The following is a 25,502-nucleotide window of genomic DNA, read 5'->3' as shown; positions in this document are numbered from 1 at the left end:
GTCCCATGACTCCTGCTCGCGATGTTGCACAGAAGCTCGGCCGTCGATTGGCGTGGTGGGGCGGCGCGAGCGTCGTCGGCGGAACGGTTGCCGCTGTCGCCGGGCCGAGTTCCGCGGTCCGCGCGTTCGGGCTGCAGTCGGCGGGGTGGGGAGCCATCGATCTCGCCATCGCCGGCATCGGGGCAGCACGGAAATCCGAGGTCGAGGCCGCGAAGCTCCGCAGGACTCTGTGGATCAACACCGGCCTCGACGTCGTCTATATCGCTGTGGGCGCCCATCTCGCGTATCGGACGCCGTCGTTCACGGGCCGGCTGACGCGTGACGACGCCATCGGTCACGGCGCGGCGGTCGTCGTGCAGGGCGCCGCCCTGCTGGTGCTGGACAGCGTGCACGCGCGGCAGCTCGGATAGCTGATTTCGGCGCCGATGTGCGCCGAGTGCCACACTGGGAAGTCGAGGTCGCCGACCGACGCGGGCCCTCGTGCCGGTGCGTTCGTCGGGGGCGCACCGGCCCCTCCCGCCTAGAGTTTCTCCCGCGGCGAATCGCATCCATGTAATTCACGAAAGTCAAGAACCGACACGACCGACCGGTTGCGGCATGCCTTTTTGTCGGTAACACTCACCACATCAGTCACACGTGTCACGTGAGCAACACAGACGATCGGTGGGGGTCGGAACATGCACGGACTTACTCGGCGGATTGCAGTGGGGGCTGCGGTCACCATGGTCGTCAGCGGAATGAGCGTGCTCGCCGCGCCGGTCGCATCCGCGGAGCCGTGCGGTGGACTCGGTGGGCCAGGGTCGTCGATCCTCGGCAACTTCTTCGGCAGTAGCGGTTCGAGCGGCGGTGGTGGCAGCAACCCGCGGGGGACGCAGCAGCCCCTCGCGCCGATCCGCAGTGCGAACACGCAGTCCGTCGGGTGGGTGACCGGTCCCGTCAGTGCCAACAACACGTACGACCGATTCGGCATCTCCGGCACCGACCTCGGCATCAGCTGGGACAACGGCGCCGGTCAGACGTTGATGGCCTTCGGCGATTCGTTCGGCAACTGCTCCGTGAGCGGCCAGCAGTGGCGCAACAACCTGCTCCTACGTTCCGACGACTCCAACCTTGCCGACGGCATCACCATCCCGGACGCCGTCCCCGGCAACACGTCGTCGGGTTCGGTCGTAACCTCCGATGCGCCGCGCTACTCGAGGCAGATCGTGCCCAGTCTCGGACTTCCCGAGGTCGAGGCCACCACGATTCCCACGGCGGCGATCGCCATCGACGGGGTGCAGTATTTGAACTACATGTCCGTGCAGAGCTGGGGAGCTCCCGGACGGTGGGTCACCAACTTCTCCGCCATCGCGGTCTCCCGTGACAACGGTCAGACGTGGGCTACGGATCCGTTGACGATCCGCGTCAACAAGGGCGTCACCATTCCCGGTGTCGCGCAGGTCAACGAAGCCAACGGCAGGTTCCAGATGAACGCCTACGCGAAGGGGCGCGACGGCTTCCTCTACCAGTTCGGAACGCCCAACGGCCGTTTCGGCGCTGCCTTCGTCGCACGGGTGAAGCCGGCCGACATACTCGACCTGACCAAGTACGAGTACGCCACCGGTGATCCGGCGGCCCCCTGGTCGACCAAGGTCGAGGATTCGAAGAAGGTCGTCCAGGAACCGGTCAGTGAGCTCAGCGTTGCCTGGAACGACTACCTGCAGAAGTACGTGATGCTGTATGGCGACGAGACGCAGGGATCCATCGTCGCGCGCACGGCTGTGAACCCGGAAGGCCCGTGGAGCGGCCCGACCACCTTGCTCGGACGTGGCGAGACTGTCGGCGGCATCTACGCGCCGTACATTCATCCGAAATCGAGCGGCAGCGACCTCTACTTCACCGCGTCCCGTTGGTCGGACTACAACGTCATGCTGCTGAAGACCAACCTCGATGCGCTGAAGGGATAGTCAGCGCGGAGCTGTGATCAGCTGCGCCACAGCATCATCCGTCGCGACGTAGTTTCTCCCGATCTCGGTGAACGTGGCTGCCAGGTTGGTCGCGACGGTGATATGTGCCTGGAGCATGGCCGACAGGCTCCCCGGTCCACCTACCGCCAGTTCGGAATACTTCTTCTGCAGGGCGATGCCTGAGGGGAGGGTCCCGAACCCGCCAAGTGAGCCCATACGCTCGACTTCGGTGCGGAGTGTCGCGATCTGAGATGCGAACGAGTTGCACGCCTGCGCGCACTTGTCCGCAGCTTCCGCCGACACTGCCAAGCTATCCGTCACAGCACATCCTCACTTGGGAAATTCGACTTGCAGCGTCTCGGCGATCTGTTGAACAAGGGGGCATGTCTCGGCTTCGCGAACCTCTATGCCAGTTGCAGAAACATTGAGGACTATCAGTCCTTGTGCGTACTCGAATCCCAAGCTGCAGTCATCGCCGGTTGTGTCATCGAAGCGGTGGTACGTCACTGCCTGCCGGTTGCCTACGAGTGCATCAGCGAAGCCAGTCACGAGGGGGTTTTGTAGCAACTCCTGATACGTGTGTAGCGTCGATTGAATGCTGAGGAAGTACCAATCCTGGCGAAAGGTACAAATATTCCAGTCCTCTTGGTCCAGTCCGATGTAGTCATCAGAGACCACTTCTGGATGCACCCCGGCTGCTTCGATCGCTTCGCTCGGGATAGTGCACGGATCCCAGAGCTCGGCGACCGGTGTTCCGGCAACACCGGTCGAGCACCCACCGGTCAGCACGACCGCCGTCGCGGCTAGGCCAGCTCGAATCCATCGCACACCATCTAGGACGCGCCGCGCGGGCAACCGGTTCCGTCGTCGGGCCGGCCCACGATGCGGAGCTTCGCCGACGAAAATAGTGGAATCTGGACCCCGGTTTCCGGGGTCCAGGTTCCACTATCAGGCTGGACTGTGGCCAGCGTTGCCGCAGTCGTCGGACACGGCCGCCCGCACGCTGGTTGTGGACTTCTGCCACCGCTGGGCGGTGGTGGACGTCCACGATCGAGCTGTACTGAGCCCAACACTGCGGGCCAGCTCTGTCGACGAAGATAGTGGAACCGAGACCCCGGTTTCCGGGGTCCAAGTTCCGCTATCAGGTTGGACTGTGCCCAACGTTGTCCCAGTCGTCGGACAAGCCCACCCGCTGGTTTGTGGACTTCTGCCACCGCTGGGCGGTGGTGGACGTCCACGATCGAGCTGGACGGAGCCCCCACCGCGGGCCAGCTCTGTCCACAAAAATCGTGTACTTCAGACCCCGGTTTCCGGGGCCCAAGTTCCACTATCAGGCTGGACTGTGCCCAACGTTGCCCCAGTCGTCGGCCACCGCTCAGCGGGGTGAACGTCCACAATCAGGCATAACGGAGCCGATGGGCCCCAACCGTGCAGACCAGTGACGTGTAACACTCGCCCTACCCGGGTATGCCTGGGCTAAACGAGGTCCTGGGGGGACATCATGAGCTTCGATCTGACACTGACGCCCGCGCAGCACGAGCTGGTCGGCAGGGCGCACGATTTCGCCGAGAACGTGGTGCGGCCTGTTGCGCAGCACTACGACAAGGAGCAGGAGTTCCCCTGGCCGGTGCTGCAGGAAGCTGCCCGTGCCGGCTTCTACTCGCCACTGTTCTACCGCGACCTCATCGGTGATCCGACGGGTCTGTCCCTGCCGGTGTTCATGGAGGAACTCTTCTGGGGTTGTGCCGGAATCGGTTTGGCCGTGGTGATGCCGGCACTCGCGCTCTCCGCCATCGGCCAGGCCGCGACTCCGGATCAGATGCTCGAATGGGCACCGCAGTGCTTCGGCACCCCGGACGATCTGAAGTTGGCGGCGCTCGCGATCTCCGAACCCGAGGGCGGCAGCGACGTTCGCAACCTGCGGACCACCGCGCGGCAGGACGGTGACGACTGGATCATCGACGGCCACAAGATGTGGATCGGCAACGGCGGCATCGCGGACGTCCACGTCGTCAATGCCAACGTCGATCCCGAACTCGGTCACAAGGGTCAGGCGCTCTTCATCGTCCCCGGCGGAACGCCCGGACTGGAACTCGTGCGCAAGCTCGACAAGCTGGGGTGCCGTGCATCCCACACCGCGGAGCTGAAGTTCAACAGTGTCCGCATCCCCGGCGCCAACCTCCTGGGCGGCCTCGACAAGCTCGAGCACAAGCTGGCCAAGGCGCGCGAGGCTGAGAAGACCGGAATCAGAGGTCGCTCCGCCACTCTCGGCGCACTCGAGCAGACACGACCGATGGTGGCCGCTCAGGCCCTCGGAATCGCCCGTGCCTCTTTGGAATACGCGACGAAGTACGCCAACGAGCGTGAGGCGTTCGGGTCGCCGATCATCGACAATCAGGGCATCGCCTTCCCGTTGGCGGACCTCGCCATGCGTATCGACGCGGCGCGACTGTTGACGTGGCGCGCCAGTTGGATGGCCGCCACGGGTGTGGCCTTCGAGCGTGGCGAGGGCTCGATGGCCAAGCTCGCCGCCACCGAGGTCGCGGTGGCCTCCACCGAGCGGGCGATCCAGACGATGGGCGGGTGGGGCTACATCACCGATCACCCCGTCGAAAAGTGGTATCGGGACGCGAAGCTGTACACCATCTTCGAAGGCACCAGCGAGATCCAGCGCGTCGTCATCAGCAATGCGATCGCGCAGCAGGACGGCGCTCCGCCGCTGCACGTACAGATGGATGCCGAAGGGTCGGCGCTCAATAAGGCGTTCGGCCGCGGAACCGAGACGCGCACGAAGGTGATGGACAAGGCGATGGCGGCCAAGGACAAGGTGCCCGAGCCGGTCCTGCGCGGCGCCATGAAGTTCCTGCAGCCGCCCAGCCGCAAGTAGCCGCGTCGTTTCGAGGCCCTGCCGCCGGGTACCGCCCTGCGCACGGTCACCTCGGAACGTCCGCGACGCGTCTCACCCGATCGCGGCATCACCCTGCCCGGCATCGTGCTCGGTGTGGGCCTGGGCGGTTTCGTCGACGGAATTCTGCTGCACCAAATTCTGCAGTGGCACCACCTGCTGAGCAGTTCGGGCGACGACAACATCGGCCTGCAGCCTTATCCCGTCGACACCGTCCACGGCCTTCAGATCAACACGCTGTGGGACGGCGTCTTCCACACGGTCACCTGGCTCGCCGTCCTACTGGGTCTCGGAATGCTGTATTCGCGTGTCACCGGATCGCGCGGGCGGGTGTGGGCATCGCGAGTGCTCTGGGGGTGGGTTCTGGTCGGGTGGGGCCTGTTCAACCTGGTCGAGGGCATCGTCGACCACCACGTCCTCGGCATCCACCACGTTCGCAGCGGTCCGAGTCAACTGTGGTGGGACCTCGGCTTCCTCGCCCTCGGTGTCCTCCTGATCGCCGGCGGCCGGCTCATGCAGCGCAGCACACGTCGATCGCGATGATGCTCGCGCACGACACCCATCACGGCAGCGGTGGTCTCGGACCGGTCGTGATCCTCGTCGTGGTGGCAGCCGTATATGTCGTTGCGGCGGAGCGCTGCAGGCGTGAGCCGCGGGGATGGAATTCGTGGCGCACGGTGAGCTTCCTCGTCGGCATCGGGCTCCTCGTCCTCGCCGTGGTCCCCGCACTGTCGCCCTACCCGGACGGCGACTTCCGCGGCCACATGCATCAGCACCTGCTTCTCGGTATGTACGCGCCGTTGGCGCTGGTACTCGGTGCCCCGATGACGCTGGTGCTGCGCTCGGTATCGTCGTCGACCGGCCGCGCCATCGGACGTGTCCTGCGCTCGCGGCCGGTGCACGTGATCGCGAATCCGGTCGTAGCGCTGGCCCTGAACCTCGGTGGTCTCGCGCTGCTGTACTTCACCCCGCTGTACGAGGCGACGACGCACAACACGGCGCTGCACCTGCTGGTGCACGCGCACTTCTTCCTGGCGGGATACCTGTTCGCGTGGGTCGTCGCCGGCCCCGACCCGGCACCGCATCGGCCTTCGGTACCCACCCGACTCTGGATACTCGGGGCGGCAATCCTGGGTCATGCTGTCCTGTCGCAGCTGATGTACGCGGGACTCCTCGTGCAGATTCCGGTTCCCGCCGATCAGCGCCAGGGCGCCGGCGAGCTGATGTACTACGGCGGCGACATCGCCGAACTGCTTCTGGCGCTGGCGCTTCTGCTCACCTGGCGACCGGCACGACGTCGCGAAGAAACGCCAGCTGGTCGGCGATGATCCGGGGGAAGAGCGGCTCGACGTAGGGATCGAAGTGTCCGCCCTCGTACGTCACCACGGTGGCGCGTGGGATCTTTCGTGCGGTGCGCAGCGCGATGTCCGTCGGGGTGATGGCGTCGTTCGTGGCGATCTGGACGAGGGCGGGGCACTGAATGTTCGCGGCCGTCTTCCCCGGCGAGTACAGGCCGATGTGGAGCAGGATGCGGGCGGCGACCGTCTCGGGGTAGTCACCGGTCTGCAGTCCCGACGCCTCGAGAAGGCGGTCACGTCCGACGGCGGCGTCGGGCGAGACCATGGCGGCGAGGGCACCGGGTTCGCCGATCGAGTCGATGTAGCGGGGCTCGCGACCGAGCAGAGCCCGGATCTGGTCCGAGAGGGCTGCCGGTGCGAGACGCAGGGTCTGGCGCAGGCCGGCGGAGCGCACGGCGGCGATGCCGTCCACGTGCGGGACCTGCGCGATGATCGCGGTCAGTCGTTCGCCCGTGCCCGCCAGGGTGAGGACATGGCCCCCGCCGAACGAGGTGCCCCATGCGACGACGCGGTCGGGGTCGACGCCGTCGAGTAGCCGGGCGAAGGCCAGCGCGTTGCGCCAGTCCTCGAGCTGCCTGCGCACGTCCAGGAGCTGTCGCGGAGTTCCTTCACTGTCGCCGAAGTGCCGGTAGTCGAACATCGCGACGACGTAGCCCGCCTGCACGAACTGGTCAGCGTAGGCGGGGAGGCGCAACGCGCGCACCGATCCGAAGCCGTGGGCCATGACGATGACCGGCGCGGTACCGGTGAGCCCGGACGGTCGAAGGACCGAGATCGCGCAGCGATCGGACCCGGAGTCGAACCACAGGTCGTCGCGAACGGTGTCGTGCATGTGGGCTCCTCTTGATTGGCGTTCAAGGGAACGTAGCAGCGTCTTGATCGCGCATCAAGATAGAGTGGCCGCATGCCTCGGAACAGACGTCCGCAGGATCGGGAAGAAAAACGGGCCGAGATCGTCGACGCCGCGACGGCCCTGTTCGTCGAGGCCGGATTCGACGGCACCCCGCTGAGCCGGATAGCGCAGAGCGCCGGCGTCACGCCCAACACCATCTACTGGTACTTCTCCGACAAGGACGAACTGCTCGTCGCCGCCCTCACCGAGATCACGGCGACGGCGTTGACGCGCTTCGCGGAGCTGGAGGTGACGTCACCGCAGGAACGGCTGACGTGGGTGGTGACCGAACTCGAGCGCTACCACCGGTTGGTGGACACCGTTCACGCCCGCGCTGCGGTGTCGGCTCCGATCGACGAGTGGCACAACGGTTTCCATGCCATGGCCGATGCGCTGGTCGCGGAGGAACTGCGCCACGTCGGCGTCGCCGAGGAGCGGATCGTCGCGCGGACCAAGGTCGTGGTGTTCGCTGTCGAGGGCATGCTGACGCATCCGCAGAGCGCTGCCGACAAGGCTGCGATCCTGGACGCCCTGTTCACCTAGACGACCGGGGTGCTCTGTCGGGGCGCTCCTCGGCAGGGACTTCCCCCGAGGACCGGCACCGCGAATGCTGGACACCAGCACCACCGACGAGAGGAACCGCGCATGCAGATCACCCGAAGCTCGATCGCGACCACCAAGGGTCCGGTCGACTGGTTCACCGGCGACGTCTACATCGACGCCGTTGCCGCAGCTCCGACCCCGTCGCGGGTCTCCGCCAACCTGGTCCACTTCATGCCGGGGGCGCGTACGCACTGGCACCGCCACTCGCTGAGCCAGACGGTGTTCGTCACCGAGGGCGTCGGTCTGTGCCAGCGGCAGGGTGGGCCGGTCGAGGTCATCCGTCCCGGCGACCGCGTGCTGTTCGAGGCCGACGAGGTGCACTGGCACGGCGCCGCACCCGATCGTCTGATGGTGCATCTCACCATCAACGAGGGCGACGACGAGCACGACGTCGTCGTGTGGATGGACCCCGTCACCGACGCGGAGTACACCGCGCACGAGTGACGATCAGCGGGGAAGACGTCCCTCGATCCGCTCCACGATGTCAGGCCAGATCTGCGACCGTGGGTCGACGACACTGAAGTGGTCTCCAGGGCCCTCGACAAGCGTGACATCGTCACCTGCGGCCGATGCTGCCGTGACGTACTCGCGGCCGATGTCGTTCAGGTTCGGATCGTCCGACGCCGCGACCACCACGATCTGTGGAACCCCGAGTTGCAGTCGCGCTCTGGGGGAGGACTCGGCGTGAGCATCCGTGTACCGCGAGCCGAGGGCTGCACGCACCGCGCCGTCACCCAGGCCGCGGTCGTCGGCGATCTGAAGGTCGAGGACTCCGGCGAGACTCACGGCCAGCGCGGGACGGGCGTCGGCGGCCCAGCGCAACGCCAGCTGACCTCCTGCTGAATGGCCGATGACGGCCTGCGCACCAGCATGCTTCAGGGCCGCGGCGACATCCGCCGTCGTCGTCTCCCACCCGTGTTCGTCGGGTGTGCGGTACTCGACGTTCCAGGTGGTGTAGCCGCGGTCGGCGAGATCGATGGCCGCGGCGTCGAGCGAGTCGAGTCGCCACGGTGCCCGCCAATAGCCGCCGTGGATCAGGGCGACGACCGGCCCGCTCATCCCCCGCACCTCGGCGAACTGTTCGGGGTGCTCCCCATACGAGAAGACGGTCGCCGGGTGCAGTCGGTGATGGTGAATCCTGTCGACGGCGTACCGCAGCCCGCCGAGTCCGCGGCCACGGATGTGCGAGTGCAGCCCCGGCGAGAGGTCCGTCGCCACGTAGCCGTAGTCGACACGCACCACACACCGGTCGCTCGCCTGCGTGTCGACGCGTCCGCCCGGGGCCGGAACCACGATCACGTCACCGGAGGCCACGGAGACGTCGTCCGACACGTGGACCGCGCCGGTGGCGCCGCGCGCGGCGAGCGCGGACTGCACCAAGTCGGTGACCGTGCCGAGGTCTCGAACGGTGTCCGGGTGCAGGACGACGTCGATTCGTTCCGAGGAATCGCTCATCCTTCGAATCTACGTCCTAGGCTCGGGGGAATCGACGGAAGAGGAGCAATGGACGAGCGCGCCATCGAGAAGGACATCGTCACGGACTTCCGCGAGCGGATGAGTTACGGGGCGTACCTCGATCTCGATACCCTGCTCGCTGCTCAGAAGCCGGTCAGCGTTCCCGAGCACCACGACGAGATGCTGTTCATCATCCAGCATCAGACCACCGAGCTGTGGTTCAAGCTGGTCCTGCACGAACTTCTTGCGGCGCGCGATGCGTTCGATGTCGACGACCTCGGTTTCGCGCTCAAATGTGTCGCCCGGGTCAAGCACATTCAGAAGACGCTGACCGAACAATGGTCGGTACTCGCGACGCTCACACCCACCGAGTATGCCCAGTTCCGCGGCTTCCTCGGGAACTCCTCCGGGTTCCAGTCCGCGCAGTACCGCGCGGTGGAATTCGTGCTCGGCAACAAGAACGACGCGATGCTCACGGTGTTCGAATCCGACGCTGCTGCAACCGATCTGCTGACTCGTCTGCACCAGGAACCCAGTGTCTACGATGCGTTGTGGAGCTGCCTGGCACGTGCCGGCCATGACGTCCCGGCCAGTGCGCTGCACCGCGTTGTCACCGCGCCCTACTCCCGCAACGACGACCTGATGCCGCTCATCACGCACGTCTACGAGAATCCGACCGAGAACTGGTCCGCCTACGAGGCATTCGAAGAATTCGTCGACCTGGAGGAGAACTTCCAATTGTGGCGGTTCCGGCACATGCGCACGGTGCTCCGGACGATCGGATTCAAGTCGGGCACCGGGGGTTCGAGCGGTGTCGGCTTCCTCCAGCGCGCCCTCGAACTGACGTTCTTCCCCGAGTTGTTCGCCGCACGCACCGAGATCGGACGTTCATGACCGCAGCAGACCTCGACGCACAGGATCCTCTGCGTGAGTACCGTTCTCGATTTCACACGGACGACGCCGATCCCGTCGTCGCCTACCTCGACGGTAACTCGCTCGGTCGGCCCACGACGGCGAGCATCGAGCGCGTCACCCGTTTCATGGCGCAGGCGTGGGGAGGCAGGTTGATCCGTGGATGGGACGAGGAGTGGTTCGATCTGCCGATCACGCAGGGCGACAGGCTCGGCCGCGTTGCGCTCGGTGCGGCGGCCGGGGAGACCACCATCGGTGACTCGACGACGGTCATGCTCTACAAGATTGCCCGCGGCGCCGCAGCGTTGCGACCGGGACGCACCGAAATCGTCCTCGATCGCGACAACTTCCCGACCGATCGATACGTCCTCGAATCCATCGCATCGGAGCTCGGTCTGACGCTCGTGTGGATCGAGTCGGACCGTAGGTCGGGCGTTCGGACCGCCGATATCGCCGACGTCGTCACCGAACGCACGGCGTTCGTCCTGCTCAGCCACGTCGCCTACCGTTCCGGCTTCCTGGCGGACGCTCCCGCCGCCGCGCGCGTTGCCCATGACGTGGGTGCCCTGCTGATTCTCGACCTGTCGCACTCCGTGGGATCGGTGCCGCTGCACCTCGACGAATGGGGCGTCGACCTCGCTGTCGGATGTACCTACAAGTACCTGAACGGCGGGCCCGGCTCGCCGGCGTTCGCGTATGTCCGGCAGGAGCACCAACAGCACTTCGACCAGCCGATCTGGGGTTGGATGGGCCGCGCCGACGCCTTCGCCATGGAGCAGGGATACGAGCCCGCGGCGGGTATCCGACGCGTCGTCAGCGGGACGCCGCCGGTGCTCGGCATGATTGCCATGCAGGACACGCTCGAGATGATCGACGAGGCCGGCATGAGTGCTATCCGCGCCAAATCCGTTGCGCTGACGGAGTTCGCGCTCGAACTGGTCCGAGAACATCTCGTGCCTCTCGGAGTGGAGATCGCATCTCCGGAGGACTCGGCGGAGCGAGGGGGACACGTCACGCTGGACCACCCCGACTTCCGCGAGGTGACGGCGCGGTTGTGGAAGCGCGGCGTCATCCCCGACTTCCGGGCACCGCGCGGGATTCGGCTGGGACTGAGCCCGCTGAGCACCAGTTTCGAGGAAGTGCACATCGGCGTGCTTGCCATCGCGGACGAACTCGGTCGCTGACAGCCGACTGTCCTCCCGGGAGACACTGCGCGTTCACGTCGATCCGGCACCGTGCGAGCCATGCAGATGTCGAGACGATCCCTGTTCCGCTATGCAGCTCTGGGTGCAGCGGCGGCGCCCTTGCTAGCCTGCAACACCGGTCCAGCGTTGGTTCGCGCTCGCCCGACGCTCACCCACGGCGTCGCGAGCGGTGACGTGCGGGCCGACGGTGCGCTCGTCTGGGCACGGTCGGACACGCCCGCGACGATGGTCGTCGACACGTCGGCCACCGACGCGTTCTCCTCCGTCACGACGACGCGCGGGCCTCTCCTCACACCGCAGTCCGACGGCACCGGCGTGCTGCGCCTCACGGGTCTGCCGGCGGGGCAGCGAGTGCACTACCGCGTGACGCTGGAGGGCGAGGACGGCGCCACGTCGGAGCCCGTCACCGGAGTGTTCTCCACGGCTCCGGACAGCCCGTCGAACATCCGCCTCCTGTGGGGCGGGGACACGGCCGGGCAGGGCTACGGGATAAACCCCGACATCGGCGGCATGACCATCTTCGGAGCGATGGCCGATCGGGAACCGGACCTGTTCCTGCACAGCGGCGATGTCGTCTACGCCGACGGTCCGCTCGAGGAGAGTGTCACGCTGCCCGACGGCCGGGTGTGGCGGAACACGATGTCCGAGGCCAAGTCGAAGGTCGCGGAGACCCTTGACGAGTATCGCGGGCAGTACGCGTACAACCTCACCGACGACAACTACCGACGCTTCAACTCCTCGGTCGCACAGGTGGTGCAGTGGGACGACCACGAGACCGTCAACAACTGGTATCCCGGTGAGATTCTCGACCTCGAGCAGTACACCGTGAAAGATGTGAACCTGTTGTCGCAGCGGGCCTTGCAGGCATTTCACGAGTGGCTTCCCGTCGCCTCCGCCGAGGCCGTCGACGGGCGGGTGTACCGGAAGATCGCGTACGGTCCGCTGCTCGACGTCTTCGTCCTGGACATGCGGAGCTACAAGGATGCGAACAGTGCCAACACCGCCGCGACCGGGGAAATCCTCGGAGATGCTCAGCGGAGGTGGCTGATCGACGAGTTGTCCCGCTCGTCCGCCACCTGGAAGGTCATCGCCAACGACCTCCCGCTGGGGCTCGTGGTGCCGGACGGGAAGACCGCGCAGGAGGGCGTCGGCAACGGGGATCCGGGTGCCCCGCTCGGCAGGGAGACCGACATCGCGCAGGTGCTTACCGCGATCGATCGGAACGACGTCACCGGCACCGTGTGGCTCACCGCTGACGTGCATTACACGGCGGCGCATCGGTATTCACCCGAGCGCGCCGCCTACCAGGAGTTCCGCGAGTTCTGGGAGTTCGTGAGCGGTCCGCTGAACGCGGGTGCGTTCGGGCCGAACGACCTCGACCCCACGTTCGGGCCGGAGGCGGTGTTCGTGCACGCGCCGCCGGAGCCGAATGCCTCACCGCTCGATACCTTCCAGCACTTCGGGGAGGTGCTGATCGACAAGGACTCGCGGTCGCTGACGGTGAACCTGTGCGACGGTGCCGGGGCGGTTCTCTTCACGCAGGTGCTGCCGGCGCCCTGACGGCGGGTCAGACCTCGAGCCCCAACAGGTGATAGCTCAGTGCCTTGCCGTGCCCGTCCAGTTCCGCCGAGCCGGTGACTCCGCCGCCGAGTTGTCCCGGTAGCTCGAAGACCACGGCCAGAACGGTCGCCAGCACGGTTCGTCGTGGCGCTCGGATGGTGCGGTTGCCGTAATGCGCGACGACGGCATCAAGGGTCAGATCCCGGGCCAGTATGTCGAACGACGCTGCATCCCTCGCGAAGACCGAGAGGATGAGGGTGTCGCCTTTGTCCCCGGTGCGGACGTCGGCCAGGTCGTCGATGATCATCGTGTGCCCTCCATCAGGTGAACCTCGGTGTGCACCAGGTGCCGTGGAAGCGATGTCGATCGAATGCACAGGACCTCCGCACAGGACCGCCGTGCACCGCCTCCGCCGGCAGGACCGTTGGTGTACAGACTCTCCACTTCCCACCCGACCACGTCGGCATCCTCCCGTGACCCCGCTCGACCGGTGACGCGGAGCCGTACTTCGATCGACCCTGTGTCCGTGTCGAGACCTCGGAATGCTGCACCGGCGCCTATCAATTCCACGGTCACACCGTCCGGGTCGAATCCGTGGATGTCGGCGAGGCGCTGCGTGACGATGTCCGCGGCGAGTTGGGCGCGCTCGTACGCGCGAGGTCCCGCGTAGCTGATCTGGCCTTCGCCGATCCACCCGTCAAGGAAGCCGAGCGTCACCTTGAGGTCGTCCGGTCGGATGCGACCGGTGGCGCCGGTGAGGGACACCCTGTCCGGTCCGACCTGCTCGAAGGTCACCGCGCCGAAATCGGCCGTGACGTCCGGCGTCAGATACGTGGTGGGGTCGCCGACCTCGTACAGCAATTGCTCGGTTGCCGTACGCGTGGTGAGCATCCCACCGGTTCCGTCGACTTTGCCGAAGACAGCTGCGGCGTCCGCGGACACGTCTGCGTAGGGGAATCCCAGATCAGCCAGACCCGGAACGGGCTTGGTGACCGGATCCGCGTAATAGCCGCCGGTCAGTTGCCCCGCGCATTCCAGCAGGTGTCCCACCGCCGTCGCTGCGCCGATGATGTCGGCATCGCCGAGATCCCAGCCGAACTCGTGGACGAGCGGCGCGACGTACAGCGACGGGTCGGCGAGTCGGCCCGTCACGACGATGTCGGCACCGGCTGTCAGTGCCGGCACCACCGCGTCGGCACCGATGTAGGCGTTCGCGCACACGAGCCTCTCGGGATGCGCCGAGAGTGGTTTACCGGTCTCCCAGACGTCGGGATCGAGTGCACGCACCGCCTCGAGGACGTCGTCACCGGTCACTGCGGCGACGCGCGCACGGTCGCCGACACTGCTCGCGATTCGGCGCGCCGCGGCGAGGGGATTCGCTGCGCCGCCGTTGGTGATGACGGTGGTGCCTCGCCGGAGAACGTGAGGCAGAACGGCTTTCATGCGAGCCAGGAGCAGGGTGTCGTATCCGGAGTCGGGGTCGGCGAGTCGACGCGCATTGCCGGCCGCGACAGTGCGTTCTCCGAGGCACTCGAAGATGAGGTAGTCGAGATCTCCGTGTTCGGCCAGAGTCACGGCGGGATCGATGCGATCGCCGGAGAACCCGGAGCCGGCGCCGAGGCGAATCGTCTTCTTCACAGCGAGATCGCTCCCGTCAGGAGGGCCACCACGGTCATGACGATGGTGGTGCCGAACGCCCACCCGAAGATGAAGCGCTGGTGCTTGCCCAGTTCCACCTTCGTCATGCCGATCAGCACGAACGTCGCTGCGGTCAGCGGACTGAGCGGGAAGCCGGTGGTCATCTGGCCGAGGATGGCGGCGCGGCCGGTCTCCATCGGATCGCCGCCGAACGAGGTCGTGGTCTCGGCGAGAACCGGGAGCACACCGAAGTAGTAGGCGTCAGGAGTGAAGACCAGGCTCAGCGGCATCGATGTGATCGCGGTGATGACGGGGATGGAGGAACCGAAGGAGTCTGGGATCCAGGACACGAAGGTTTCCGCCATCGCGGTGATCATGCCGGTGCCGTTGAGGACTCCGGTGAGCACGCCCGCAGCGAGGATCATGACGACCACCATCGTGACGTTGCCGCCGTGCTTGGCGAACACTTCCTGCTGCGCCGACCACCTCGGCTTGTTGACCAGGACGGCCAGGGCGAAGGCAATGGCGAACGCCACCTGCAGCGGGGCCAGCTGGAACAGCAGGATGACCAGCAGCACCAGTGTCAGCACGACGTTGAATGCCATGACGGCGGGATGCACCGTGGTGCGGACCGGCAAGTCGTCGACATGGGGCGTACCGGGGCCGGCCTTCACGGGTGTGACGGTTTCCGTCAGAGCGCCGATCCGCTTGCTTTCCATGCGGCCGATCATGAACGCGGAGAACAGCACCCACACGATGCCCGCGGCCATGGCCGGGATGACGGGCGTGAAGATGTCGGCGCTCGTCGCGTCGAGGGCCGCCATGGCGCGCACCGTCGGGCCGCCCCACGGGATGATGTTCATGATGCCGGCGGACAGGGCGATGATGCCGGTGAGCGCGAGCGGCCGCATTCCGATGCGCTGGTAGATCGGCAGCATCGCGGAGACCATGATGAGGAAGGTCGAGGTGCCGTCACCGTCGAGCGCGACCATCAACGTCAGGACGGCGGTGCCGACGGCGATCTTGGTCGGGCTGCCTCCGGCCCACCGCACGACGCGGCGGATTGCGGGGTCGAAGAGACCCTGGTCGACCATCAGGCTGAAGTACAGCACCGCGAACGCGATCATGATGGCGACCGGGGCGACCTTGATCAGGCCCTCCGCAATCATGTCGCCGAGGTCGGCGCCGAAGCCGCCGATGAGTGCGAAACCGATGGGGACCAGTACGAGGGCCACCAGCACCGACACCCGTCGGGTGAATGTCAGTGCCAGAAACGTGACGATCGTGGCGAAGCCGAGCGCGGCAACCATGTGACCTCCTTCAAGGACTTCGTCACATGTTGCTCACATCACAATTGCAAGTCCAATATCAATTGCCGATGCATTGATGGCGCCCATGCATAGACTCGATGGGTGAACCTCAACTTGGGGATGACGCACCTCCGCTGCATCGTCGCGATCGCCGACCACGAGAGCTTCACGGCCGCAGCGTCGGCGCTCGGCATGGTGCAGTCCTCACTCAGCAGATCCGTCGCGGAGGCGGAGCGCCGGCTCGATGTCACGCTGTTCGAGCGGACGACCCGAAGAGTCGTCGTGACGCCCGATGGTGTCGCCGTCACGCAATACGCGCGGAAGATGGTGCAGGACTTCGACGAGGGGCTTGCCCAGATCGGCCGTTTCGTGACCGGGGATCGCGGGGCCGTGTCGGTCGCGTGCCTTCCCTCGCTCGCCGCGACGTTCCTTCCGCCCTATGTGGTGCAGTTCCGGCGGGACCACCCGGACGTACTGCTCGAAATCCGGGACGGGCTGCGACAGGAAGCGCTGACCGACCTGCTGAACGGCACCGTGGACATGGCGCTGGTCTCGGCACCGACGACCGAACCCGGACTGGTCCACCGAACTCTGACCACGGACTCGTTCCACTGCGCGTTCGCCGCCGGTCACCCCTTCGACGGCCGGGAGCGCATCGAGTGGGCGGAACTGGCCGGCGAGTCGTTCATCGCCTTCGGGGCGCAGAGCAGCATCGCCGGACCCGTCGCCCGTGCGCTCGACGACGCTGACGTCCGCACGGGCCCGGTGATGCACGCGCAGAACGTCGGTGCCGTCGCCGGGCTGGTCGCGGCGGGCCTCGGAGTCACCGCCGTCCCGCAACTCGTTCTGCCGATGATGGAATTTGCCGGGCTGCATCACGCCCCGCTGTCACCGACCGTCGAGCGGACCATCTCCCTCGTGCGGGTCGAGGGCCGACACGAGACCGCGAGCGTGAAGAACTTCGTGCGCTGCCTGACGGGCTGACTACTTGCGCCCGGCCGCCCAGCGCATGCCCCAGCCGTACTTCTTGTCCAAGTCCGCCTGGCTGCCCTGGATGTACTCGACCTCACGGGTGACCGTGATGCCCTGGCCGGTGTTCTGGATCAGCGCGATCGAGCAGATGCGGGCGGAGTTGTTGTCGGAGTCCAGACGCACCTCCACCTGCGGGCCGCTGGTGGGGAACAGCGTGACGACGCCGTCGACCGCGGCCCAGTTCGGTGCGCCGTCGTAGATCATCGCGAAGATGAGGACCCGCTTGAAGGCGTCGGGCCGCGCGAGGTTGATGTGCATGTTCTCGCCGCCCGTGACGGATCCGGAGCGGTCGTCGCCGTCGAGCTGGATGAACGGTGCGCTCTCCAGCGCGCCGAAGCTCTTGCCCAGTGCCTGGATGACTCCCTTCGACCCGTCGGCCAGCTCGTAGAGGCAGCCGAGGTCGAGGTCCACCCCGCCGGTGCCGTACGACGCGGCGGCGAGCTTGGCCAGGAAGCCCTTCTTCTTCGGTTCGGGTGCGGCCGCGCCCTGCGACCAGTTGAGGTTGACGCGCATGGCGCCCTGGCTCTCGCCCTTCTTGGCCAGGTTCACCGTCGGCGCTGCCTTCGACAGCGTCACCTTGCTCAGATTGACGCCGCCCGCTGCCGGGGCGGGGGTGGACGGCCTTTTGGTGTAATCGATCGCCATGGGTGAGAGGCCTTTCTTCCGGAAACGGCGGTGTCCGTTTCGCGCACTTCAATCAGCCTAGCCGCCGGGCGGGCTCCGTACCTGTCGCTCACCAGTCCTGCTCTGCGAGTGCATCTTCGGGACAAAAATCTTCGAGAAAGTACTTGGCACTCTCCGGTTCCGAGTGCTAAATTCGTTGTCACGCACAGAGGAGCCGAGCATGACGGGCTCGGTATCCACGAGATATCAGGAGGTGTGTTGCTGTGCTTCGCTTCGATCCTTTCCGTGATCTCGACGCCATGACCTCGAGCTTGCTGGGAGCCGGGTCGGGCACCGACCGTTCGCCGCGGTTCATGCCGATGGATCTGTACAAGGTCGACGACCATTACGTTCTCGACGCCGACCTTCCCGGTGTGGATCCGGGCTCGATCGACCTCGACGTCGACCGTGGAACCCTCACGGTGACGGCCCACCGTTCGGCGCCGAGCGGCGACTCCCGGCAGTGGCTCACCTCGGAGCGCTTCACGGGCACCTACCGGCGTCAGCTCGCGCTGGGTGACGGCATCGACACCGAGCGCATCACCGCGTCGTACGACAACGGTGTTCTCTCCGTGCACATCCCGCTGTCCGAGCGCGCCGCGCCGCGCAAGATCAGCATCGCGCAGGCCGAGAACACCGGTGAGCAGACCTCGCTCGAGGCATCGGCGTCCTGACACCGCATTCCGGACAGCGCTGGGCACTCCCACCAGGGAGTGTCCAGCGCTGTCGTCGATTCGGGGGTCCCGCGGTACACCGCGCCCAGTAGGTTCGACCCATGACCGACTCCACGGCAGCTGCCCACGCCCGCGCTGCGTACCGCACGTTCGAGCCCTTCCACATCTCGGCCTACTTCAACCCGGAGCTCGGGAATGCAGGGAAGGACACCGGCCTCGACGGACACGCCTGGTACGTCGGTTCCCGGGCTCAGCCGATGGGACCGTGCGCTGCCGACGTCGTCGCGGCCGCGTTCTACAGCTTCAGCCCGGTGCTCGTCGGGCGCGCCTGGCCGGCCGCGATCGCTGCCGGCCTCGACGCCGTCGCCGAACGCCGATGGGCGGCGCTGGACACAGTTCTCGGACAGGCGCTGGGAGAGTTGGCCACCGACCCGGGCCTCACGTCGCTGGCCGACCGCCTGCACGGCATCGGCGACACGCTCACCTTCGCCGGCCGCCCACTGTCCGCAGCGTGGCATCAGTCGTCGGCGCCCGATGCTCCGCACCTGCAGTTGTGGCATGCGATCGCAGTATTGAGGGAATGGCGCGGCGACGGCCATCTCGCGGCACTGCTCGATGCCCAGTTGAACCCGGTCGAGGCCTGCGTCTTCCACGAGGCTCAGCACCCGGAACCCGGTGCACGGCGTGTGCTGGGACGCCGCATCACACAGCTGACGCGCGAGTGGTCGGACGAGCAGTGGGACTCCGCGGCCGAGCAGCTCGCCGCGCGTGGTCTGCTCACGTCAGCCGACGGCGTCGAGATCCTGACGGACGACGGCGTCGCACTCGACCGCCACATCGAGGACCGGACCGACGTCATGGCGTCCGCGGCGTGGCGTGGTGTCGACGATGCGGAGGAGCTCATCGCCTCCGCACGGCCCTACGTCAAGGCCGTCATCTCCGCAGGCATCCTGCCCGGGACGAAGAAGAAGAGCTGACCTACGCCTGCAACAGTGTTGCCGCGCTGAGGTCGTCGATCACGAGGTCGGTGACGATCTTGCCCGCGAGGGCGGCTCGCAGTGCGGTGAGCTTGTACTCGCCCGCGACGATGCACACTCGCCGTGGAACAGCTTTGAGCCGGTCGAGTCGTGGGCCGCTCGCACGATCGTTCAGCGCGATGCGGTCGTAACTGCCGTCGGAGCGGAGGAAGACGGTGGCGATGTCGCCCACGACTCCGTCCCGGTCGAGTTCCTCGAGATCCGACTTCTCCAGGTAGCCCGCGCTGTAGACGTGGCTCGGCACGGCACCGCCGTGGACGCCGATGCTGAAGACCGCGAGGTCCATGCGCTCCTGGAGATCCAGAACGCGCTTGATGCTGCGCTCGCGCCAGAGCATCTGCCGAGTCTCCGGGTAGTCGAAGAACGCGGGCACCGGAAAGCCCTGCGGCAGAGCGCCGTACGCGTCAGCGACGGTACGCACGATGTCCGTCGCGTAGGACACTCCGGTGGTGCGTGTGTTGGCGGCGCCGTTGAGCTGCACGACGTGCGAGTTGTGGGTGCGCTTCGGGGCGAGGTGTCGACTGACCGCGCTCACCGTCGTACCCCACGCAACGCCCATGACCATGTCGGAGGCGAAGAACGTCGTCAGCAATCGGCCCGCGAACATGGCGACCCGGTCGAGGCGATCGACGTCGCTCACCGTCTCCGGAACAGGCACGACGTGAGCCCGAACGCCGTAGCGATCGGCGAACGCGCGCTCGAGTCCGGGCGCTTGGCCCAAGGCAGTGCTGATCTTGATCTCCACCAGTCCCGACGTGCGGGCGAACGTGATGAGGCGGGACACCGTGCTGCGGGAGACACCCATTTCGCGGCCGATCGCCGCCATCGTCAAGTCCTGGAAGTAGTAGAGCCGCGCAGCCTGCACGGCGTCCGTGGTGCGCGGATCCGTCGCGTCGGGGATCAGGTGTTCCCCGTGCATGTTCAGCTCCGACACCACCTCACGCTAAACCATGATCCGGCCACTTCGGTACCTGGATCGAGTCGCATTTGCACATATGTGCACGCGCTTTGCGCCGACGTGCATGTCACCTAGCATTGCCTTCACCGAGTTCTTATGGCGTGCATCACAAATATGCACCACAACTACCAGGAGGCTGTGCATGGCGGACAAGCGCGCGAAGTGGGGGTTGCCGGCAGAAATGGCAGCCGAATTCGCGGGAACGATGATCCTCATTCTGTTCGGTGCCGGCGTCGTCGCGCAGGTGGTCTCCGGTGGTGAGTCGGGAAGCCTCGGCGACCACGACTCCATCGCCTGGGCCTGGGGCCTGGGTGTCATGTTCGGCGTCTACGTCGCCGGCCGCGCCACCGGCGCCCACCTCAATCCCGCGGTCACGCTGTCTTTCGCGTTGTTCCGAGGCTTCGCGTGGTCGAAGGTCGCGCCGTACGCCCTCGCTCAGACACTCGGCGCCTTCGTGGCCGCCTTGCTGGTGCGGTGGAACTACAACGACATGCTCAACGCGATCGACCCCGAGCACACAACTGCCACCCAGACGATCTTCTCGACGCTCCCGGGTAACGGCACGCTGCCCGTCAGCCTCGGCTCCGCGCTGATCGACCAGATCATCGGCACCGCGATCCTGCTGTTCCTCATCGTTGCCGTGACCGACACCCGCAACAGCCCGCCCCTGTCCAACATGGCGCCGCTCATCATCGGATTCATCGTGGTGGCCATCGGCTTCGCGTGGGGCACCAACGCCGGATACGCGATCAACCCGGCTCGTGATTTCGGACCCCGCCTGGCGTCGTTCATCACGGGATACGGTGGGGCATGGCGAGATCAGTACGGAAGCCTCTACTTCTGGGTGCCGATCGTCGGGCCCATCATCGGCGGCCCGATCGGCGTGCTGCTCTACGACAACCTGGTGGGCCGGTTCCTGCCGGCCGATCCTGACGGCGACGACGAGCAAGAGCCCAGCCGTCTGCCCGAGAAGTCCGCGTGATCGTCCACTCCACTACCCAGGAGAACCACTCATGACCGAAACCCGTTACGTCGCAGCGATCGATCAGGGCACCACCTCGACCCGGTGCATGATCTTCGATCACAAGGGCACCGTCGTGGCCGCCGACCAGCGCGAGCACAAGCAGATCTTCCCGCAGGCAGGCTGGGTCGAACACGACGCCGTCGAGATCTGGAACAACGTCCGTAGCGTTTCCGCGGGCGCACTCGCGGCAGCCGACCTCACACCCAAGGACATCGCGGCCGTGGGCATCACCAATCAGCGCGAGACCGCGCTGGTGTGGGAACGCTCCACCGGCAAGCCCGTCTACAACGCCATCGTCTGGCAGGACACCCGCACCGACCGTATCGTCACCAAGCTTGGCGGCGGCGACGCGAGCAAGTACACCGCGAAGACCGGTCTGCCGCTCGCGACCTACTTCTCGGGCCCCAAGGTCAAGTGGATTCTCGACAACGTCGAGGGTGCGCAGGAGAAGGCGGACGCCGGAGAGCTGTGCTTCGGCAACATGGACACCTGGGTCCTGTGGAACATGACCGGCGGTACCGACGGGGGTCTGCACTACACGGACCCCACCAACGCCTCGCGCACACTACTCATGGACCTGGACACTCTGTCCTGGGACGAGGGCATCTGTGCGGACATGGGCATCCCGATGTCCATGCTCCCGGAGATCCGCAGCTCGTCCGAGGTGTACGGCAACGTCCGCGAGCGCGGTTCGCTCAGCGGTGTCCCCATCGCCGGCATCCTCGGTGACCAGCAGGCCGCCACGTTCGGCCAGGCGTGCCTCTCGCCCGGTGAGGCGAAGAACACCTATGGCACAGGCAACTTCGTGCTCTTGAACACAGGCACCGACAAGGTGATGAGCAAGAACGGACTGCTCACCACGGTCTGCTACAAGATCGGCGACCAGCCGACGGTGTACGCCCTCGAGGGTTCCATCGCCGTCACCGGATCGCTGGTGCAGTGGCTGCGTGACAACCTCGGAATGATCTCCACCGCAGCAGATATCGAGGTCGATGCCCGCTCCGTGGACGACAACGGCGGCGCCTACTTCGTGCCCGCGTTCTCCGGTCTGTTCGCTCCGCACTGGCGCTCCGACGCCCGCGGCGCCATCGTCGGACTCACCCGATTCGTCAACAAGGGCCACCTGGCACGAGCCGTGCTCGAGGCCACCGCCTACCAGACACGCGAGGTCATCGAGGCCATGAACGCCGATTCGGGCGTCGACCTCGAGGTGCTCAAGGTCGACGGCGGTATGGTGGTAAATGAGCTGCTGATGCAGTTCCAGTCCGACATCCTGAACGTGGATGTCGTCCGGCCGGTGGTCGCAGAGACCACTGCACTGGGCGCGGCGTACGCGGCGGGCCTTGCTGTCGGATTCTGGGCGAGCGAGGACGAGATCCGCGAGAACTGGGCCGAGGACAAGACGTGGACACCGTCCATGGATGACGCGGAGCGAGACAAGCTCTACGCCGGTTGGAAGAAAGCCGTCACACGAACACTCGATTGGGTCGATGCCGAATGAATTCCACCACAACAGCTCTCAGCCCCGAAGCCCGCAAGGAAGCACTCCGACGTCTCGCCACCGAGGAGATGGACGTCCTCGTCATCGGCGGCGGCGTCGTCGGGACGGGTGCTGCACTCGACGCGGTCACCCGCGGTCTCAAGGTCGGTCTCGTCGAAGCGCGTGACTACGCCGCCGGAACGTCCAGCCGGTCCAGCAAGCTGTTCCACGGTGGCCTGCGCTACCTCGAGCAGTTCAACTTCGCGCTGGTCTTCGAGGCGCTCAAGGAGCGGTCGCTGGTCCTCAACGACCTGTGCCCGCACCTCGCACGCCCCGTGCCGTTCATCTATCCGCTCGAGAAGATCATCGACCGGCCGTACGTCGGCCTCGGTATCGGTGTCTACGACGTGATGGGCGCGGGCCGCGGAGTGCCCTCTCACCACAAGCACCTGGGCAAGAAGAAGACGCTGGAGTCCTTCCCGTCGGGCAAGCGCTCCGCCATCCGCGGTGCCGTGCGCTTCTACGAGGGCCAGGTCGACGACGCCCGCCACACCATGATGATCGCCCGCACCGCGGCGGCCTACGGAGCGTTGTGCGCCAACAGCACTCGCGTCACCGGCTTCCTGCGTGAGGACGACCGTGTCATCGGCGTCGTCGCGACGGACCTCGAGTCGGGTGAGTCGTTCGAGATCCACGCCAAGCAGGTCATCAACGCTGCCGGTGTGTGGACCGACGAGATCCAGGAGATGGTCGGCGGCCGCGGACAGTTCCAGGTTCGCGCGTCCAAGGGCGTGCACCTCGTGGTGCCGCGCAACCGCATCAACAGCTCGACGGGCATCATCACCCGCACCGAGAAGTCGCTGCTGTTCGTGATCCCGTGGGGGAGCCACTGGATCATCGGCACCACCGACACCGACTGGAAGCTCGACCTGGCGCATCCCGCGGCCAGCAAGAGCGACATCGATTACATCCTCGGGCACGTCAACAAGCTGCTGCAGGATCCGCTCGATCACAAGGACGTCGTCGGTGTCTACGCCGGTCTGCGTCCGTTGCTGTACGGCGAGTCCGACTCCACCAGCACGCTGTCCCGCGAGCACGCCGTCTCCAGCCCCGTGCGTGGCCTCACCGTCATCGCCGGCGGCAAGTACACGACGTACCGGGTCATGGCGAAGGATGCGGTCGACTCCGCGGTGCACAACATGGAGCGCAAGGTTCCGGAGTGCGTCACCGAGAAGATTCCACTCGTCGGTGCCGACGGCTACTTCGGCGCCTGGAACTCCCGTCAGCTCGCGGCCGAGCGCGCCGGGATGCGTGTCGGCCGGATGGAGCACCTGCTCGGGCGCTACGGCACCCTGGTCGGTGAGGTTCTCGAGCTGATCGATCAGAACCCGGAGCTCGGTAAGCCCCTGGAGAATGCACCGGATTACCTCAAGGCAGAGGCCGTCTACGCCGCGAGCCACGAGGGTGCGCAGCACCTCGACGACATCCTGACGCGGCGCATCCGCGTGTCGATCGAGCTGGCCGACCGCGGCGAAGCCGCCGCATCCGAGGTGGCCGCACTGGTCGCACCGATCCTCGGGTGGGACGAGCAGCACGTGTCCGACGAGATCGAGCACTACCGCAAGCGCGTTGCGGCAGAACGCGAATCGCAGGCACAGCCGGACGACGAGACCGCCGATGCCGCACGGCTCGGGGCTCCCGACGTGCGTGTGGGCGTCGGCGGCTAAACACCCAGTACGACCAGAACACCCTCCCCAGTCGACTGGGGAGGGTGTTCTGCTGTCTCAGGCGGCTTCGTTGTTGCGTTCCGACTTCACCAGTTCCTTGGTGCGCACGAGGCGCAGCGCCGTCACGAGCATCACGCCACCGACGATGTTGAAACCGACCGTATAGCCGAACCATTCGATCCACTGCCGGTAGTCCACGTCCGCGCCGGCGTGAATGGCGCCGAAGATCAACAGCGAGTCCAGGATCGAGTGGAACAGCTGTAGGCCCGCCAGCAGGAAGCCGGCCGCCATGGCCGCGATGATGCGGGCAACGTCCGATGTGGTTCCCTGCTGCATCCTCGTCAGCAGTGTCATGGTGCTGCCACCGAGGATCGCCAGGCAGATCGACTGGGTGTTCAGGGGGGCGTCGACGAAGTGGTGCGCTGACTCGGACAACACGGTGAGCCACTGCGGGAATGCCTGCGCGACAAGCCACATGACTCCCCATCCACCGACCAGGTTGGCCAACAGGGTGCCGATCCAGAGTTTCGCGAGTTGCGCCGGGGTGCCGTCCTTCGAGACCACTGCGGCGACGGGCATGAGGAAGTCCTCGGTGAAGAGCTCGCTGTGCGCGAGATAGATTGCGACGAGCCCGATCCCGAACGCCAGTCCGGCGAGGAGATGGCTGCCCGTCTCGTCGAGCACAGCAAGGTAGGCCATTACACCGAGGGCCACTTCGAGACCGCCGAACAGCCCTGTGACTATGACGGCGCGAACGGTGCGGTGCAGACGCTCGGCACCCTCGGTGACGACCGCGTCGAAACTCTCTTCCAGTTCCTCTTCGACGGGACCTTCGTTGTCACCGTCATTGCGGCGCGCTTCTTCGCTCATCCTTCGGTATACCCCACGGGGTGAGCTGCTACCGGACGATCGTGGACTTCCGCCACCGCTGGGCGGGAGTGGGAGTCCACGATCGGGCAGTCAGCGCTTCTTCTTGTTCACCGCTGCGGAGGCGTCGTCGGCGGCAATGGTGCCCGCGGCCTTCGTTTTCTTGTCCAGTCGCTTTTCCTTCAGCGACTTACCCGATTTCTGTGTCATCGAGTTGCGCGGAGACTTGTCAGCCATGGTGTCAGCCCCTTGATCA

The 25,502-nt window shown here is 66.1% G+C and carries 27 protein-coding genes; 16 read left to right on the top strand and 11 right to left on the bottom strand.

The window, feature by feature from the left end:
- The first annotated feature begins 5 nt into the window (after nucleotides 1-5).
- Nucleotides 6-410, top strand: a complete 405-nt coding sequence (locus tag RU01_RS06930; protein ID WP_042573806.1) for a DUF6992 family protein — start codon at nucleotides 6-8, stop codon at nucleotides 408-410.
- Nucleotides 411-677: 267 nt separating this feature from the next.
- Nucleotides 678-1,946, top strand: a complete 1,269-nt coding sequence (locus RU01_RS06925) for a DUF4185 domain-containing protein (protein ID WP_042573805.1) — start codon at nucleotides 678-680, stop codon at nucleotides 1,944-1,946.
- On the opposite strand, the gene RU01_RS06920 is transcribed toward RU01_RS06925, so the two are convergent.
- Nucleotides 1,947-2,267 (bottom strand): hypothetical protein, encoded by a 321-nt coding sequence (locus RU01_RS06920; protein ID WP_052493152.1) that lies wholly within the window; start codon nucleotides 2,265-2,267, stop codon nucleotides 1,947-1,949. It lies immediately after the preceding gene.
- A 9-nt stretch (nucleotides 2,268-2,276) separates the two neighbouring features.
- A complete protein-coding gene (locus tag RU01_RS22415) occupies nucleotides 2,277-2,735 on the bottom strand; it encodes a DUF3558 family protein (RefSeq protein WP_156148824.1) in 459 nt (152 codons plus the stop codon).
- 712 nt (nucleotides 2,736-3,447) lie between these two features.
- Between RU01_RS22415 and RU01_RS06910 the strand changes: the two genes are divergently transcribed.
- The 3 genes from RU01_RS06910 (at nucleotide 3,448) to RU01_RS06900 (ending at nucleotide 6,179) form a co-directional block, all read left to right on the top strand.
- The gene (locus RU01_RS06910) at nucleotides 3,448-4,833 is read left to right on the top strand and encodes an acyl-CoA dehydrogenase family protein (RefSeq protein WP_042573803.1); all 1,386 of its coding nucleotides are present in this window, start codon (nucleotides 3,448-3,450) and stop codon (nucleotides 4,831-4,833) included.
- 105 nt (nucleotides 4,834-4,938) lie between these two features.
- A complete protein-coding gene (locus RU01_RS06905) occupies nucleotides 4,939-5,394 on the top strand; it encodes a DUF2243 domain-containing protein (RefSeq protein WP_231568624.1) in 456 nt (151 codons plus the stop codon).
- Nucleotides 5,391-6,179, top strand: a complete 789-nt coding sequence (locus tag RU01_RS06900; RefSeq protein WP_042573801.1) for a cytochrome c oxidase assembly protein — start codon at nucleotides 5,391-5,393, stop codon at nucleotides 6,177-6,179. Before RU01_RS06905 ends, RU01_RS06900 begins: the two co-directional genes overlap by 4 nt.
- Here the strand turns inward: RU01_RS06900 and RU01_RS06895 are convergent.
- Nucleotides 6,127-7,041 (bottom strand): alpha/beta hydrolase, encoded by a 915-nt coding sequence (locus tag RU01_RS06895; protein ID WP_042573800.1) that lies wholly within the window; start codon nucleotides 7,039-7,041, stop codon nucleotides 6,127-6,129. The two genes, RU01_RS06900 and RU01_RS06895, sit on opposite strands and share 53 nt — an antisense overlap.
- Before the next feature lie 72 nt (nucleotides 7,042-7,113).
- On the opposite strand from RU01_RS06895, the gene RU01_RS06890 reads away from it, so the two are divergent.
- A complete protein-coding gene (locus tag RU01_RS06890; protein WP_042573799.1) occupies nucleotides 7,114-7,644 on the top strand; it encodes a TetR/AcrR family transcriptional regulator in 531 nt (176 codons plus the stop codon).
- A gap of 102 nt (nucleotides 7,645-7,746) precedes the next feature.
- Nucleotides 7,747-8,148 (top strand): (R)-mandelonitrile lyase, encoded by a 402-nt coding sequence (locus RU01_RS06885; RefSeq protein WP_042573798.1) that lies wholly within the window; start codon nucleotides 7,747-7,749, stop codon nucleotides 8,146-8,148.
- A 3-nt stretch (nucleotides 8,149-8,151) separates the two neighbouring features.
- Here the strand turns inward: RU01_RS06885 and RU01_RS22060 are convergent, their stop codons facing one another.
- Nucleotides 8,152-9,159 carry an alpha/beta hydrolase gene (locus RU01_RS22060; protein WP_052493151.1) on the bottom strand — a complete coding sequence of 336 codons (1,008 nt, stop codon included), beginning with the start codon at nucleotides 9,157-9,159 and terminating at the stop codon, nucleotides 8,152-8,154.
- Between the two features lie 48 nt (nucleotides 9,160-9,207).
- On the opposite strand from RU01_RS22060, the gene RU01_RS06875 reads away from it, so the two are divergent.
- From RU01_RS06875 to RU01_RS06865, 3 genes are read left to right on the top strand one after another with little or no spacing between them, the layout of a single operon-like run.
- Nucleotides 9,208-10,053 carry a tryptophan 2,3-dioxygenase gene (locus tag RU01_RS06875; protein WP_042573797.1) on the top strand — a complete coding sequence of 282 codons (846 nt, stop codon included), beginning with the start codon at nucleotides 9,208-9,210 and terminating at the stop codon, nucleotides 10,051-10,053.
- Entirely contained in the window at nucleotides 10,050-11,255 is a 1,206-nt protein-coding gene (gene kynU / locus RU01_RS06870) for a kynureninase (protein WP_042573796.1), read from the top strand. Before RU01_RS06875 ends, kynU begins: the two co-directional genes overlap by 4 nt.
- 60 nt (nucleotides 11,256-11,315) lie before the next feature.
- Nucleotides 11,316-12,836, top strand: coding sequence for an alkaline phosphatase D family protein (locus RU01_RS06865; RefSeq protein WP_042573795.1), 1,521 nt, complete (start codon nucleotides 11,316-11,318; stop codon nucleotides 12,834-12,836).
- Between the two features lie 7 nt (nucleotides 12,837-12,843).
- Here RU01_RS06865 and RU01_RS06860 read toward each other — a convergent pair whose 3' ends face one another.
- From RU01_RS06860 to RU01_RS06850, 3 genes are read right to left on the bottom strand one after another with little or no spacing between them, the layout of a single operon-like run.
- Nucleotides 12,844-13,143 carry an AtuA-related protein gene (locus tag RU01_RS06860; protein ID WP_042573794.1) on the bottom strand — a complete coding sequence of 100 codons (300 nt, stop codon included), beginning with the start codon at nucleotides 13,141-13,143 and terminating at the stop codon, nucleotides 12,844-12,846.
- The gene (locus RU01_RS06855; protein WP_042573793.1) at nucleotides 13,140-14,474 is read right to left on the bottom strand and encodes an acyclic terpene utilization AtuA family protein; all 1,335 of its coding nucleotides are present in this window, start codon (nucleotides 14,472-14,474) and stop codon (nucleotides 13,140-13,142) included. The genes RU01_RS06860 and RU01_RS06855 overlap by 4 nt, the downstream gene beginning before the upstream one ends.
- Nucleotides 14,471-15,784: a CitMHS family transporter gene (locus tag RU01_RS06850; RefSeq protein ID WP_042573792.1), complete on the bottom strand. Its 1,314-nt coding sequence runs from the start codon at nucleotides 15,782-15,784 to the stop codon at nucleotides 14,471-14,473. The genes RU01_RS06855 and RU01_RS06850 overlap by 4 nt, the downstream gene beginning before the upstream one ends.
- A gap of 102 nt (nucleotides 15,785-15,886) precedes the next feature.
- Between RU01_RS06850 and RU01_RS06845 the strand changes: the two genes are divergently transcribed.
- Nucleotides 15,887-16,768: a LysR family transcriptional regulator gene (locus RU01_RS06845; RefSeq protein WP_042573791.1), complete on the top strand. Its 882-nt coding sequence runs from the start codon at nucleotides 15,887-15,889 to the stop codon at nucleotides 16,766-16,768.
- Here the strand turns inward: RU01_RS06845 and RU01_RS06840 are convergent, their stop codons facing one another.
- The gene (locus RU01_RS06840; protein ID WP_042573790.1) at nucleotides 16,769-17,461 is read right to left on the bottom strand and encodes a TerD family protein; all 693 of its coding nucleotides are present in this window, start codon (nucleotides 17,459-17,461) and stop codon (nucleotides 16,769-16,771) included.
- A 242-nt stretch (nucleotides 17,462-17,703) separates the two neighbouring features.
- Here RU01_RS06840 and RU01_RS06835 point away from each other — a divergent pair, with 242 nt between their 5' ends.
- Together RU01_RS06835 and RU01_RS06830 are read left to right on the top strand one after the other, a co-directional pair.
- Nucleotides 17,704-18,153: an Hsp20/alpha crystallin family protein gene (locus RU01_RS06835; protein ID WP_042573789.1), complete on the top strand. Its 450-nt coding sequence runs from the start codon at nucleotides 17,704-17,706 to the stop codon at nucleotides 18,151-18,153.
- 101 nt (nucleotides 18,154-18,254) lie between these two features.
- A complete protein-coding gene (locus RU01_RS06830) occupies nucleotides 18,255-19,130 on the top strand; it encodes an SCO6745 family protein (protein ID WP_042573788.1) in 876 nt (291 codons plus the stop codon).
- Between the two features lies 1 nt (nucleotide 19,131).
- Here RU01_RS06830 and RU01_RS06825 read toward each other — a convergent pair whose 3' ends face one another.
- The gene (locus RU01_RS06825) at nucleotides 19,132-20,124 is read right to left on the bottom strand and encodes a sugar-binding transcriptional regulator (RefSeq protein ID WP_231568623.1); all 993 of its coding nucleotides are present in this window, start codon (nucleotides 20,122-20,124) and stop codon (nucleotides 19,132-19,134) included.
- A gap of 166 nt (nucleotides 20,125-20,290) precedes the next feature.
- Between RU01_RS06825 and RU01_RS06820 the strand changes: the two genes are divergently transcribed.
- Genes RU01_RS06820 through RU01_RS06810 form a run of 3 tightly spaced genes read left to right on the top strand, consistent with a single transcriptional unit; the run spans nucleotide 20,291 to nucleotide 24,379 of the window.
- Nucleotides 20,291-21,130: an MIP/aquaporin family protein gene (locus RU01_RS06820; RefSeq protein WP_042573787.1), complete on the top strand. Its 840-nt coding sequence runs from the start codon at nucleotides 20,291-20,293 to the stop codon at nucleotides 21,128-21,130.
- A 31-nt stretch (nucleotides 21,131-21,161) separates the two neighbouring features.
- Nucleotides 21,162-22,673 (top strand): glycerol kinase GlpK, encoded by a 1,512-nt coding sequence (gene glpK, locus RU01_RS06815; protein WP_042573786.1) that lies wholly within the window; start codon nucleotides 21,162-21,164, stop codon nucleotides 22,671-22,673.
- Nucleotides 22,670-24,379 (top strand): glycerol-3-phosphate dehydrogenase/oxidase, encoded by a 1,710-nt coding sequence (locus RU01_RS06810; protein ID WP_042573785.1) that lies wholly within the window; start codon nucleotides 22,670-22,672, stop codon nucleotides 24,377-24,379. The genes glpK and RU01_RS06810 overlap by 4 nt, the downstream gene beginning before the upstream one ends.
- A 57-nt stretch (nucleotides 24,380-24,436) precedes the next feature.
- On the opposite strand, the gene RU01_RS06805 is transcribed toward RU01_RS06810, so the two are convergent.
- Complete coding sequence (locus RU01_RS06805) at nucleotides 24,437-25,249, bottom strand: formate/nitrite transporter family protein (protein ID WP_042573784.1); 813 nt, start codon at nucleotides 25,247-25,249, stop codon at nucleotides 24,437-24,439.
- A 90-nt stretch (nucleotides 25,250-25,339) separates the two neighbouring features.
- Nucleotides 25,340-25,483, bottom strand: a complete 144-nt coding sequence (locus RU01_RS23085; RefSeq protein WP_197074702.1) for a hypothetical protein — start codon at nucleotides 25,481-25,483, stop codon at nucleotides 25,340-25,342.
- Nucleotides 25,484-25,502 lie beyond the last annotated feature (19 nt).

It is taken from the genome of Rhodococcus sp. MEB064, from assembly GCF_000834565.1.
Taxonomy (GTDB): domain Bacteria; phylum Actinomycetota; class Actinomycetes; order Mycobacteriales; family Mycobacteriaceae; genus Rhodococcoides.
The sequence above is the reverse complement of the archived record's forward strand: the minus strand, read 5'-3'. Positions and strand labels throughout refer to the sequence as shown.